We start from the raw sequence: 13,172 nt of genomic DNA, 5'->3' as shown, positions 1-13,172 counted from the left end.
TTTATCATTGTCATCATCGTTATTTCTTTGGCTGCTTGCCCAAGCGCCTGGCCGAATGGCGCACCAGCATCAGATAGGCCGCGCTGCCCGCGATCAGGGAAAGCGCCACGGCGATCCACGCCAGGATCACAATATGGGTGCTGGCATACCAGATCACCATCATGTGCCAGGGCATTTGGCCGCTCGGGAACTGTTGGCCAACGCTGAAACTGCGCACGCCATTTTCATCGGTGATCACCGCGAGATCACCGCGCACGCCGGCGTTGATCTCCGGCGACTTCAGATCGTTATGGATTTTGGCCAATTCCTGCTCGTCGCTGCCACTCACCAGCACCACAACATGATTGGCCGACCACGGTGAACGGTAGCTGACAAAGCCGCGCCACTCGCCGTTAGACTGCAGATAACGATCGGCATCCAGCGGTTGGGTATACCAATCACCGGTCAGCCAGGACACCAGGCGCTGTAACTGGGTGGTCTTTTTCACTGCCAGTAAGTCAGCGCTGATGTCAAACGGCGACTGCTGCAACAACCGTTGGTTAAACCCGCTGTTCGCCAGCGTGCTGACCGCCAAAATATCGCGGGCAAACAGCGGGTTTTCCTGGGCGTTTTCCGGCAAGCCAAACGCCACCTGCACATTGCCCACCGGCACTCCGGTAGCATTACCGGCACGGGCGCTCATGTTCATCAGGCTACGGATTTCCCCTGCGCTAGGCGCCTCCGGCAGCAACAGCAGGCTGCTGGAAAAATCCGCCAGTTTAGAGAAGGGATAGGAAGCGCCGACAAAGTAGGACAGGTTCGGTAACTGGGTAAAATGATAGCTGCCGCTCAGATCGATATACGAGCGGGGGTCAATGCGGCTTTTGCTGTTATTGCTGGTGAGAATGCTGCACGGTGTGCCCTGCTTCGGCTTGATGTCGAAGTAAAACTGCAGTTGGTTATCGCCGTAGATCAGGTAAGGGGAAAGCTGCAACGTGTAGCTTTCCTGGCGGCTGTCGCCCCCCAGGCGGCGCCAGATATTCTCCAGCAGGCCAACTTTATTCACCGTCAGATCGCGCAGGAAGGTGCCGTTGATTGACACGTTGAGCCGCGAGCGGTCTTCATCAATCCAGTGATCCGCCGGGAAGTGATAATCCAGGCGCAGCGGAATATGGCGGCCATCCCACATGAACAGATCCGGCGCGGCGCGGAAGGCCACCTTGATGCCCTCATGGTAAATGCCGTTCGATGTCAGCGCATTGTTCTGATCGCGGCCGATCAGTTCGCCCAGGGGCACGGGCTGCGAAGTATCAATCCAGCGCGGGGCATCATAAGGCGCCCTTGACGGGATCAACGTGTTGTCCACGGCCACCGTATCCATCTGATCGGGCAGCGGGCTGGTCACCAGCCGGTAGGCGGCCTGGCGCAATTGGACATCGTTATTGCCCAGCACCAGCAACAGTTTGTAAACCGGGTTCACCGGGTTATTGATAACCTTCAGTGAGGCGCCGTTGCTGGCCGGCAGCGTCAGCGAGCCAATTTTTTCGCCCGGCCGGCCAAACAAAATGCCGTTTTGCTCCGGCAGATCGCCCAGCACCACGGGGAAATCCACGCCGCGATAATCGGACACTATACCAAAATAAGAGGCAACGATGGCCGCGGCGCTAACGTCGCCCGGTTTCATCGTGGAGGAGAACGCCAGCGGGATTTTCGATTCCTGCATTTGCAGCGAATCAAAGAATGGCCGTGGGAAATGGCCCAAATCCGGGCTGCTGTCCAGTTGTAACCCTTCCAGCTTCAACACGCTGTTCGGTTGCACGGTAACCCAATACTGTGAGGATTCCGACGCCTGGCAGGTCATACTGTCGCTGCCGCTCACCCGGAAGCTCAGGTTGTTGCTGGAGACGATCATCGCGCCGGGAATATCCAGCTCATAGGTACCGTTGCCGCCGCTATCCTGGCTGAGCGGCAGGCTACCCAGCGGCTGGCCGTTGAGCATCAGATCGAGCGAGGCGTCGCGGGCAAGCAATGCCGGCGACACCTTCAGCACCAGGGTCAATTTGGCATTGGTGATCACCTGATCGCGCGGCAGCGTGAACGTGATGCCGGATTGCAATTGCACGCCGCTCAGCGTCAGGCCGCCGGGCTGCCCCATTTCAGCTACGGTCAGATCCGTGGCGAGCGGCTGCGCCGCTGGCCCGCCGGGCGGCGGCGTAACCGGCTCATCAGTTTGTTGTTGGGCTGTGGGAGCCGCTCCCACAGCCGCCGGCGCCGTAGGCGCCGGCGGTAACCAGTCGGGCAACGTAACCGCAGCGGCATCGCCGGCGGCAGGGGCGGCTTCTTCCGCAGCGCTCTGCGCTGCGGGTAATATACCGAGCATCAACAGCAGGCTGCTGAGCAGTTTATGGCCGCGAAATAAACGCTTGCCGTTTTTCACACTGTATTTCATGCCGCTTCACCTTTGCTGGCAGGCGCAGCAGGCTTGTTTTTGGCCCGACGCTCTTTCCATGTGTTGTAAAAAAGCTCAAAGACACAGCGCACAATGCTGGCCAGAGAGCGCAGCGGGTTATCCTGTGGGTAACTCTCGCCAATCCAGGCGTCCGCTCGGCATAAAACAATGCGCACCAGCTCACGGCGCCGTGGTAAAGACAGGTTCTTGAACTGCAGACGAAGACGATCTTTGTCGCCGCTGATTTGCCGCACCGGGAAGCTTTCGGCACCGGAAGATAACTGAATTTCCACATCCTCAATCTCTTCATTCAGGTAACGCTCATCCGGGGTGATCAGTTGAACGCCGCCCATAGAGATATCAATGGTGGTGGTGCGCAGGGAAATACCGTTGGCGTAGTGGATAATCGCCGGGATCGCCGCTTCCACGCGGATAGTTTTGCGCACCTGGCGGGTTTCCTTGGCAACGGCGATCGCCGCCAGCAGGATCAGTACGCTAAATCCCCCCCACAGCACGTTCAGCGCCACTACGCGCGGATCCACGCCAAAGTAATCGTGGAAAATGGCCCGCACAATGCCGTAGCCGATACCGATCATCATCAACACGGCAACGATTAGGTGCGGTTTTACGATGTTGAAGTCGAAGAAGCCGACGTCCAGCAGCCCGCCTTTATCCGTGACGTTGAATTTACCGCGCTTGGGCGCCAGCATGGTGACGAGCGTCGGCAATACCAGGTGAAACGCCATGACGGTATCGTAAATTTCGCCCCAGAAACTGTAGCGAAAGCGGCCGTTCATGCGCGAGTTGACATAGATCGACATCACCAGGTGCGGCAGCGCATAGGCAAAAATCAGGCTGGCCGATGAGGAGATAATATTAAGGTTAAACAACAGGTAGACGCTCGGCGCCGTCAGGAACACCACCCGCGGCAGCCCCAGTTGGTAATACAGCATGGCGCTGAGGTAACACAGGCGCTGCGGTAGCTTCAGCCCACGGCCAAGCAGCGGGTTGTCGACGCGGAAAATCTGTGTCATGCCGCGCGCCCAGCGGGTACGCTGAACAATGTGCAGCCCCAGGCGCTCCGTTGCCAGCCCGGCGGCCAGCGGAATCGACAAAAAGGACGTATTCCAGCCGCGACGCTGCATTTTCAATGCGGTGTGGGCATCTTCGGTTACCGTCTCAACGGCAAAACCGCCGACTTCATCCAGCGCAGTACGGCGGATAACCGCACAAGAGCCGCAGAAAAAGGTGGAGTTCCAGTTGTCGTTGCCCTGCTGAATCGGGCCATAGAACAACGCCCCTTCGCCCGGCATGGCACGCGCGGCGGACAGGTTGCGTTCAAACGGATCGGGGGAATAAAAATAGTGCGGCGTCTGCACCAGCGCCAGGCGGGGATCCTTCAGAAAACCGCCAACCGTCGCCTGCAGGAAAGCGCGGGTGGCCACGTGGTCACAGTCAAATACGCAGATCAACTCGCCTTTGGTGACCTTCATCGCATGGTTCAGGTTGCCGGCTTTGGCATGCGAGTGCTCGGCGCGGGTAATGTAGCCCACGCCGGCGTCCGCCGCGAACACGGCAAACTCGTTGCGCGTGCCGTCATCCAACACATAGATTTTTATTTTGTCTTTTGGGTAATCAATGCATTGTGCGGCCAGTACGGTGTCGCACACCACGTCCAGGCTTTCGTTGTAGGTGGGGATATAAACATCCACCGTCGGCCAAAGTGTGGTGTCATCCGGCAACGGCTCAATCTTGCGCTGTAGCGGCCACGTGGTTTGCAGGTAGCCCAGCAGCAGGATCCCCCAGATGTACAATTCGGCCAGGTATAACCCGATGCCTAGGATGGCTTCGATGGTGGAGTTAAAATGCAGCGTTTCCGTCGTGCGCCAGTAAATGTAACGTATCGACATCATGGCCGACATGATGACCATTACAACCGTAATACGCTTGCTTTTGCTTTGCCCCAGCAAAAACAGTATGGCGATGCTAATCAGACCAAAAATATACTGTTTCTCGCTATCCATCGGCGTAATGATAATCACCACGGCAACCGGTAATAGCAAAAGCATCAGGAGATAAAAAAGTATTTTATTCATAACATCAGGCCACCAAAAAATAATATTGATAATTATTTATATCTAATCGTGCGAATCATTCCCCCACGCCGATTTTAATCCCCAAAATGGCGGCAACCTTTTTGCTAATCAATTCAATATCAAACGCCGAAGCAGATACCGGATTAAAGTCAATTATGGCCTGTTGCGAAGCGTTAGCCTCCGGCACACACTCATCCCGGTGAACCGTTCCTAATAAATGCTCATGCAAACGCTGCTCAAAAAACTGCGTGACATCTCGGCTTAACGTACGGCGGGTATCAATTTGGTTGACGACATAATACTCGCCATTTTTATTATTGAGCGGCATACCGATTAATTTATGTTGCTCCATATGCGGCAACAGTGACAGCGAGGCGGTATCCGCCAGCATCACCACCACGTGCAAATCGGCAATGGCCTGCACCGCTTTGAGCGCCGGCCCTGGGCCTGGCGGAAAGTCGGCGATAATCACCAGCCCCGGATAATTCAATACGGCGTTCAGGCCGCGCTTCAAAAACAGCGGATCGGCCGCCAAACGGTGTTCAAACGCCAGGCGCTGATCTTCCGTCACGTCGCCATAGGGCAGCACAAAAGTATTAGAGCCGGCCTTTAAAATAAACTGGCTCCAATCCGATTCCTCCGTGGCATTCGCCACAAAGCCACGCGTATCCGAAATGGGCACGCCAAAGTGCAAACGCAGTGCGTTCTGCACGTCAAAATCAATCACCAGGATTTTACTGCCACTGCGGGCCAGGGAATAGGCCAAATTTGCAGCTATCGTGGTTTTCCCTACGCCACCTTTCGGCGAACAAACGCAAACTAACGGCATAATGCAATCATCTCTAGCAAGGGTTGGAGCGGTGTGTCGCGAGGTAATAATGCCGCGGCCTGCTGCGGTGCTTTTTGCTTAAACATCTGGCGGAACCCGCTATCCGCTGCCGCTGGCGGCAGTGTAGCCGCTACCGGCGCCGTTAATGGCGCCTTCTCCAACAGCGAAGGGGCAGCCGCTGGCGCAACATCCTGCTGGCCTGGCGGCAAAAACTGATTAAGGGAATCAAGCAGGTTCTGTTGGTGGCCCGGGGTAATGGATGCGACTTGCAGCACCGGGTTTTCGTCCTCCAGCGCCACAGTGGGCGCCGATTGCGGCGGCAGCACCGCATGCAGGGAATCCATCAGACGGGAGCCTGGTACCGGCGGCGGCACTTCGGAAGAAAAAGGATCAATCGCAGGCGCAGAGGTGGCTTTTGGCGCGCGCGGTGCGGCAGCAGCCGTTTCTGCTTGCTTACGCGCCTGCCGTGCCGCATTGGCAAACTCTTCCGCACTCACGGGCTGCGGCACAGATTGGGTGGTCATGCCTTTACCAAAAGGGGGATCGGAATCTTCTTCAATGGCGGAAATTTGTTTAATCAAACTCCATTTTTTCATTGAGGTTGCCAGATCCTCTTCCACCACCCTTTCATTTATCTCTTTATAATCAATGCCTTCTACTTTTGTTTTTTCGATAAAGCGTTTGATATCATCATACTTATTCATATAGGCAACCCTGTCTGGATTATCTTTTTATCCACGCAAAAGGCACTGACATCACCATTAATCAGGGAGACAAACGGCGGGTTCATAGTAAAAAAACACAGTCCATTGTAAAAACACCGTCTTACGCTTTAATGTTACTCAAAGTGTAACGAAGATCAAAAAAATATCACGAGATTATTTTTATTGTGTACAGAAAAACATCTGTAAAGGCACATAAAGGAAACAAATATAAACCCGGCGTAATTATTGATTACGCAACGTAATCTCTATCCCCTTCATACTTCAAGTTGCAGGTGTGTTGGCTTTCTTCGCTCACCCCAGTCACTTACTCAAGTAAGCTCCTGGGAATTCGCTGCGTTGCCGCCTTCCTGCAACTCGAATTATTTTGGGTATATATTCATTAGTTTTTTTAAAATATTTTGGCTAACGGCTATGTTTGGCATGACGCTCGAAGTTATCGGCCCTTGCCGCCGCAGACTTACGCAGCGTGACATAACAGGCGCCATCGCCGCCGTCCCGCGGTAAAGCCCGGCAAAACGCTTGCACCTGCTCGAGCTGCGCCAGCCATTTGGCGACATAGCTGCGCACGATGTTCGCATGGCTGTCATCCGCCCGGCCATAGCCGTGCACAACCAGCAACGAGCGCAGGTTTTGCCTTTCCGCCTGGACAATAAAACTAAACAACGCCTGCCGGCACTGCTCCACCGTGCTGCCACGCAGGTTCAAACTGCCCTGCAGGGCATAGCGCCCCTGGCGCAGCTTATCCAGCACGCCCTGCTGGATCCCTTCACGTTTATATTCCAGCGCCGTAGCTCGGGGAATAATCGCCAGAAAATCAGTGCTAAGAACGTTGTCCAACGGTAAGGCCCGCGCCTCCCGGCGCTGGGTTTTATCCACATAATCCTGCGGTTTCAAGTACAGCGTCTGCTGCCGCCCGGCGAGCGGGATCACATCCGCCATCGCCTGCTCAAAAAAACCTTGTTCATCGTTGCTCATCGTCGTGTCACTCTTACTGGCTTACTGGGGATAGCAAAAAAAAGGCTGGGATCCTTCTCCGTCAGGGGATAGTGATGATTGTAAGACACCGCCGCAGGGTTGCAAGTAACAGATTGTCAACAAAGGGTGCGGCAACGGGTGAGCTTCTGAACAGTTTTCGCTATACTGCCAACCTCGATTGAGTGCCGCAATAAGGAAGAAGAAGATGACAATGCGCGAGCTGGATATTCGGTTTCAACATGCAATGAATGAATTGCAAGCCAGCTTCGAAAAGCAGCACCGTGAATGGCAGCAAAGCTATCAGGCACTGCAACAGCTGCTGGAAGAAGCCAAACAGCGGGAAGCGGCTCTGCGCGCGCAGAATGAACAGTTGCGGCGCAAATTGAGCACCGCCAGTTCGGTGCCGGAACAGCATGCGTTGGTGAAACAAATCAAAATGCTGGGCGCCCATCTGGATGCGCTGGCGAAAGATGCCGCTACCTTCAACCACCACCTGCATAATTCGCAAACGCGCCCCGGCGGCAGTTTTGGCAATGAGCACTAAGCCGGTGCCTATAGCCCGGCACAGCGCCCCAACACAATAAGACAACGTCATGACGTGGATCATCATCGCTGCCTTGGTATTCGTTTTTATCGCGGGTTACTTCATCCTGACTTCCGATACCCGCAAAGCGGTGGCTTCACTGGCGCATCGGCTGAAGATCAAACCCTTGCTGATTGAGTCGATGATGCAGGAAATGGGGCCGCGCCAAAGCCAAAATTTCATCAGGATGCTGAATAACGGCTACACCGAAGAAATGCATCAGGCAGCCTATCTGATCTTTATCTATGCCACCTTTGTCAAACAGGCGGACGATGAGCAGATCGGCCACTGGCGCGAAATATTAATACGCGCGGGCCTGTCGCCGGAGTTGCTCAGTGAGCACACCGAGGCCGCGCTGTTTTATTTTGCCGATATGGATCTGGACGCGTTTGAGCTGGCGCAGTTTCGCCGCAGCTATAACGAGCGTTTCAACCATGAGGTGCTGGTAGCGCTGTGAGTGCGTTCCCCCTCAGCCGGGGGAAAACGCATCAGAACATGCTGTACAGATAGCGTGAAAGCGCATCGCGGGAGCTAAAACCGTGAGGGATACCATAACGCTGGGTTGGCGCATCACCACTTAAGTCCAGAGGGAATTCGAGATACTGCTCGCTGGTGCGCACCGGTGAGGTCGGCGAGGCAAAATGCTGGCTCTTCTCTTTCAGCGCGGGGTGGATCACCAGGGCTGTTCGCCCCAAACGCGCTTCCCGGTTAACATACACATAGTGTTCGCCCTTGCGGTAACCATAGGCCTGGTCGCTGACATAATCACGTACAAAGCCGGCACTCTCCAACACTCTAGCCACTTCATCCGGCCGTAAATACATTAATTTCTCCTTATTTTTATTTCTAAATAGCAGTGCGACCTTACCGCAAACGACAGATGAAACAATAACTTTATTAATATAAATAAGGGTTTCAGAATAATCCCTAGTTATGGTTTATTGCCGATCCACGGCGCGCCAGCGCCTGCATCCGCAGCGTTAACAGCGCGCCAAAAAACACCATCAGCGCCGCCGCCAGATAGATTGACGGCATACCGCTATAGGTGATCAGCAGCCCGGCCACCGGCCCAGTGATCCCCAGCGCCAAATCCAGAAACGCCGAATACAACCCAAGCGCAGTCCCCTGGTTTTGTTGCGGCACCTGTTTTACCGCCTCAACGCCCAGCGCCGGGAACACCAGCGAGAAGCCCGCCCCGGCCAGCAGTGCGCCGATCTGCACCATCCACGGCGCAATCGCCAGCCAGATCAACAGCAGGCCGGCAATTTCGATCGCAAAAGACACCAGCGTCACACTCAGGCCGCCATGACGGTTGATGGCATTACTGAACAACAACCGCATACCGACAAACGCACAGCTAAATAACGTGAGCGTGAAGGCCGCGCCACTCCAGCTTTTTTCGGCGTAGTACAGGGTGATGAACGTGGCGATAACGCCAAACCCCACGGTGCCGAGCGCCAACCCCACCCCATACGCCCAGATGCGCCCAAACACGGCGCTGAAGGCAATACGCTTGCCGGCCGAAATCGCCACCACCGGTTTGCCGCTTGCCAGCCACAACGACACCAGCACCGCGAACACAATCAGCCCGGCCACCCCGGCCAGGCCCCAGTGCTGGTTAAGATAAACGCCCAGCGGCGCGCCGCCGGCCATCGCACCATAGGTGGCCACACCGTTCCAGGAAATCACTCGCGCCGTATGTGCTGATCCCACCAACCCGATGCCCCACAGCGTCGAACCGGTGCTGGCGAAGCTTTCCCCCACGCCCAGAAACACGCGGCCAACGCACAGCAGGATCAGGCTCAGCAACGGCAGGCCATCGAACCAATAGGCGATAGCGTAAAACACCCCGCTCAACCCGCAGCAGGCCAGGCCAAACAGCACCACCTTTTTCGGCCCGAACTGATCGGCGTAGCGGCCGGCATGCGGACGGCTGACCAGCGTTGCGAAATATTGCGCGCTGATAATCAACCCTGCCATCACCGAGTTATAACCCAGGTGGTTATGTACAAAGCCCGGCAACACCGCCAGCGGCAAACCGATGGTCAGATAACAGGTAAACGTAAACATCACCACGGATAAAATCCGCTTGTTAAGCTGAGAATTATTTTCTTTGCTACTGATTGCGGTCATGGGGCGTGGCTCACAAACAAGGGGGAACGACAACGTCTATCAGCATACCCCAGCACAAACCGATGAGAAATGTGATAGTTATAACGAATTATTATTTTCATTCTCAGTTTGCTGCCTGCGCCATTCACTGGGGCTCATGCCCAGGACGCGCTGAAACTCGCGATTAAAATTCGATTTAGTGATAAAACCGGCATCCAGCATAATTTCTGTCACGGGCTTTTCACTGCCGCGCAGCCACGCCGCCGCCTGCTGGATCCGCAGTTGATTCACATACTGGGAAACGTTCATCCCGGTCTGCTGGTTAATGGCCTGCGAAACCTTACGGGCCGGCAGGCCCACTTTGCGCGCCAGGCTGGCCAGGTTCAGCTCAGGCGTTAAGTAAAGATTATCCTGTTGCAAACGCTGGCATATTTGGGCAAACCACGCCGCCGTCTGTTCAGGGGCGGCACGCTCCTCGCCGCCCGGCTCCGCCACGGGCTCCACCGCGGCCTCCGGCGGCCGCATCAGCCCAAGCGCCAGGGCGACGCCAAGAGCCAGCAGCGTATTGCTGACGGTGGCCACCAGCGCCGCCAACCGCCCGTCGAACAGCTCGAAATCCACAATAATCACGATTTCAGCCATGCTGCACAGTATCAGCACGGCGCCCAATGCCCGCCACAGCCGGTAGCTCAGCCAGCTTTCCGTCAGCGCCACCTGTTGCAGGCAGTTCTCCCCCCGGCGCAGGTAAAACAGCATGGCGATGCCATAGCCCAGATAGCTGGCGACAATCGACGCATCCAACAACACCGGCGCCCACCGGACAACCAGCCACACCCACAGCGGCAGCAGCAGGTGCCCATAGGTATAACGGCTCAACCGCCCCTGGGCACTGGTCAGCAACGCCAGATAGCTCAGCACCGGCACCAGCACGGCGCCGAAGGGCTGCAACGGATTAAACAGCGCCACATGGTAGCCATAGCGCACCCCAATCAACAGGCTCTGCCAGATACACAACAGCAGCAACAGTTGGAACGCCCAGCGCTGGCGCTGTGGGCGGCCAAGGCGCAACAGCAGGATCAGGCACATCAGGCTAAACAGAAAGGAAAGCGGAACAAGTGGCATAGCGATCCATCAGAGTAGTGACTGAATGCCGAGTGTAGGGCCTTAAAACTGTTAAAACAATCGGTTGAGGTGCTGGATCGCGATCGAGGTCGCGGCAATTCCCGGCGTGGGCACAATGGCGTCTCCATCAGCCATGAGAACCCGAAATGAAAACCCTACTGCTGCTTATTGCATTATTCAGCACATTGGCGAATGCCGCGCCCTATCAGGTCGCCAGCCATCAACAGACCTTTCACAACGGTGAGCGAGTGCTTACTGGGTGGGTACGTTACCCCACAACGCCGCCCGATGAACAACGCGCGGCGAGCACCCCGGCGCCTGAATGCCTCTCCGCAGTATTTAACTGCATCAACACCCATCTTGATGCGCCTGCCGCTGCCGGGCGTTTCCCGCTGATTGTGTTAAGCCATGGCAGCGGCGGCAACGCAACGAGCCAAGCCTGGCTGGCGCAGGCGTTGGTGCAGCAAGGCGCTATCGTGGTGGCGGTGAACCACCCCGGCAGCACCACCGGCGATTCCATACCGGCACGCTCGGCCAGGCTGTGGCAGCAGACGCAGGATATTTCCGCCCTGATTACGGCGGTCAGCCAAGACCCACGCTGGCGCCAACATATCAATCCTAACGCCATCGGCGTCATCGGCCATTCCAAAGGGGGCTACAGCGCCATTGCCGCCATCGGCGGACGCATCACGCGCGAGGGTTTCGCCCACGGTTGCCGCCAGGCGCCAGCTACGCCAAGCTGCCAATTCTATACTGCGGCCGGGGTAGATTTGTCGGCCTTGCCGGCACAGCAAATGGATGCAGACTATACCGATCCGCGCATCCGTTTTGCCATCGCGCTCGATCCGGGGATGGTGCATTACCTGTCGCCGTCCAGCCTGCGCAGGCTCAGTGCGCCGCTGTTGGTTATCGTGCCGCAGCACTATATGGAAGGGAACACGGTGGGGAATCTGGGCGGCGCCAAACTGGCCGCCGATAGCGGTAACTACCCTATTCGCACGCTAACGTTGCCTGGCGGTAACCACTTCGATTTTTTGCCGACCTGCACACCGGCGGCGAAATCCATCCTGGAAGCGGACGGAGAAGCATTTATTTGCGCCACACCGGCGGCGCAACGCGACGAATTTCACCAACAGGCCATTCGTGCCGCCGTTGACTTTATCCGGCCATGGCTCCCGCCGCGCAGCGCATGACAGCGCACGGATGATTGCCCCGTTGGCGTACAAAAAGAAAACACCCGGGCAAGCCCGGGTGTCTGCATACTGGCACGGTGCCGTTAACCGGCACCGTTCCGTCACTGATGATTAAGCGGCTGGGGTAGCGGCTTTTTTAGCGACGGTTTTTTTAGCGGTTTTGTGGTGTTTTTTGGCAGCCTGCGCTTTTTGAGCGGCTGGTGCTGCTTTCTTAGTGGCTTTGTGGTGTTTTTTTACAGCCTGTGCTTTTTGAGCGGCTGGCGCTGCTTTTTTAGTGGCTTTATGATGTTTTTTAGCCGCCTGAGCTTTTTGTGCCGGGGCTTTTTTGGTGACTTTTTTATGGGCTTTCTTGTGAGTGGTGGTTTTAGCCGGTGCTTTCTGTGCAGCAGCAGGCGCCGCAGCAGTAGCAGGTGCTGAAGCAGGTGCAGCTGCAGTATCAGCGGCAAAAGCAACAGAAGACAGACCCATAGCGGCAGCAACGATCAGCGCAAATACTTTTTTCATAGTGACATTCCTCAGCGTTTTTTTCGGTAAGCCCCCAATGGAGCCGTTGCGCTGATAATAGAGGAACCCGTGTAGCACTTCAGTAAGGGATTGGTTTCCTCGCGTAACCAAATGTACAGAAGCCGTTTGCCGCAGCTCAAACACATCAGCACCGCCTGCAAAATGACCAAAATGGTCTATACTTACTGGACATGTGTCGAAACGGAGAGCCGAATGTTTAAGAAAAGCGAAAAAGTAGAACGAGATATCGATCAGGACGTCACTCTGCTTGCCGATACATTAGACGAAGTCCTACGGGCTTCCGGTGATAAGAGTAAAGAGGAACTGAAAGAGCTGCACAATAAGGCAAAAGGGGTTTTACGCGATGCCCGAGCACGCTTTAACGACTCCCCCAGCCTGACACAGCACGCGCGTGACGCGGTCAGCCATGCTGACAACTATATACACGACAAACCTTGGCAGGGCGTAGGCATCGGGGCCGCTGTTGGCATCGTGCTCGGCGTCCTGCTGGCCCGGCGTTAACACCCCCTGTAGTTATAAAGAGAAAACAACAAATGTGCGTCTGGCCCGTGGGTAACCACGGGCCGCTTACGTTTTATCCCCCC

Annotated in this window: 13 protein-coding genes; 4 read left to right on the top strand and 9 right to left on the bottom strand. The window is 55.9% G+C overall.

Annotated features, from left to right (window positions below; all coding sequences use genetic code 11):
- Positions 1 to 19 precede the first annotated feature (19 nt).
- The 5 genes from bcsB to smrA form a co-directional block, all read right to left on the bottom strand.
- Positions 20 to 2,428, bottom strand: a complete 2,409-nt coding sequence (gene bcsB / locus ACN28Q_RS17560; RefSeq protein WP_095847520.1) for a cellulose biosynthesis cyclic di-GMP-binding regulatory protein BcsB — start codon at positions 2,426 to 2,428, stop codon at positions 20 to 22.
- A complete protein-coding gene (bcsA, locus tag ACN28Q_RS17555) occupies positions 2,425 to 4,524 on the bottom strand; it encodes a UDP-forming cellulose synthase catalytic subunit (protein ID WP_095847519.1) in 2,100 nt (699 codons plus the stop codon). The genes bcsB and bcsA overlap by 4 nt, the downstream gene beginning before the upstream one ends.
- Before the next feature lie 55 nt (positions 4,525 to 4,579).
- The gene (gene bcsQ, locus ACN28Q_RS17550) at positions 4,580 to 5,353 is read right to left on the bottom strand and encodes a cellulose biosynthesis protein BcsQ (RefSeq protein WP_095847518.1); all 774 of its coding nucleotides are present in this window, start codon (positions 5,351 to 5,353) and stop codon (positions 4,580 to 4,582) included.
- A complete protein-coding gene (locus tag ACN28Q_RS17545; RefSeq protein ID WP_095847517.1) occupies positions 5,344 to 6,057 on the bottom strand; it encodes a cellulose biosynthesis protein BcsO in 714 nt (237 codons plus the stop codon). The genes bcsQ and ACN28Q_RS17545 overlap by 10 nt, the downstream gene beginning before the upstream one ends.
- 423 nt (positions 6,058 to 6,480) lie before the next feature.
- On the bottom strand, positions 6,481 to 7,053 hold the full coding sequence (smrA, locus tag ACN28Q_RS17540) for a DNA endonuclease SmrA (RefSeq protein WP_095847516.1): 573 nt from the start codon (positions 7,051 to 7,053) through the stop codon (positions 6,481 to 6,483).
- A gap of 205 nt (positions 7,054 to 7,258) precedes the next feature.
- On the opposite strand from smrA, the gene ACN28Q_RS17535 reads away from it, so the two are divergent.
- On the top strand, positions 7,259 to 7,597 hold the full coding sequence (locus ACN28Q_RS17535) for an MbeD/MobD family mobilization/exclusion family protein (RefSeq protein WP_095847515.1): 339 nt from the start codon (positions 7,259 to 7,261) through the stop codon (positions 7,595 to 7,597).
- A 49-nt stretch (positions 7,598 to 7,646) separates the two neighbouring features.
- Positions 7,647 to 8,093 (top strand): DUF1198 family protein, encoded by a 447-nt coding sequence (locus ACN28Q_RS17530; RefSeq protein WP_095847514.1) that lies wholly within the window; start codon positions 7,647 to 7,649, stop codon positions 8,091 to 8,093.
- 31 nt (positions 8,094 to 8,124) lie between these two features.
- Here ACN28Q_RS17530 and ACN28Q_RS17525 read toward each other — a convergent pair whose 3' ends face one another.
- The 3 genes from ACN28Q_RS17525 to ACN28Q_RS17515 all read right to left on the bottom strand — a co-directional run bounded on the left by ACN28Q_RS17525 (position 8,125) and on the right by ACN28Q_RS17515 (position 10,870).
- A complete protein-coding gene (locus ACN28Q_RS17525; RefSeq protein ID WP_095847513.1) occupies positions 8,125 to 8,460 on the bottom strand; it encodes a DUF2002 family protein in 336 nt (111 codons plus the stop codon).
- 103 nt (positions 8,461 to 8,563) lie between these two features.
- Positions 8,564 to 9,769 carry an MFS transporter gene (locus tag ACN28Q_RS17520; RefSeq protein ID WP_095847512.1) on the bottom strand — a complete coding sequence of 402 codons (1,206 nt, stop codon included), beginning with the start codon at positions 9,767 to 9,769 and terminating at the stop codon, positions 8,564 to 8,566.
- Positions 9,770 to 9,847: 78 nt separating this feature from the next.
- Positions 9,848 to 10,870, bottom strand: a complete 1,023-nt coding sequence (locus ACN28Q_RS17515; RefSeq protein ID WP_095847511.1) for a helix-turn-helix domain-containing protein — start codon at positions 10,868 to 10,870, stop codon at positions 9,848 to 9,850.
- Positions 10,871 to 11,016: 146 nt separating this feature from the next.
- Between ACN28Q_RS17515 and ACN28Q_RS17510 the strand changes: the two genes are divergently transcribed.
- Complete coding sequence (locus ACN28Q_RS17510) at positions 11,017 to 12,063, top strand: alpha/beta hydrolase family protein (protein ID WP_095847510.1); 1,047 nt, start codon at positions 11,017 to 11,019, stop codon at positions 12,061 to 12,063.
- 111 nt (positions 12,064 to 12,174) lie between these two features.
- Here the strand turns inward: ACN28Q_RS17510 and asr are convergent, their stop codons facing one another.
- Entirely contained in the window at positions 12,175 to 12,567 is a 393-nt protein-coding gene (asr, locus tag ACN28Q_RS17505) for an acid resistance repetitive basic protein Asr (RefSeq protein ID WP_095849077.1), read from the bottom strand.
- Positions 12,568 to 12,780: 213 nt separating this feature from the next.
- On the opposite strand from asr, the gene ACN28Q_RS17500 reads away from it, so the two are divergent.
- Positions 12,781 to 13,089 (top strand): ElaB/YgaM/YqjD family protein, encoded by a 309-nt coding sequence (locus tag ACN28Q_RS17500; RefSeq protein ID WP_095847509.1) that lies wholly within the window; start codon positions 12,781 to 12,783, stop codon positions 13,087 to 13,089.
- Positions 13,090 to 13,172 lie beyond the last annotated feature (83 nt).

It is taken from the genome of Gibbsiella quercinecans (assembly GCF_002291425.1).
Classification (GTDB): domain Bacteria; phylum Pseudomonadota; class Gammaproteobacteria; order Enterobacterales; family Enterobacteriaceae; genus Gibbsiella; species Gibbsiella quercinecans.
Note: the sequence above shows the minus strand (reverse complement) of the source record. Positions and strands in the feature narration are given on the sequence as shown.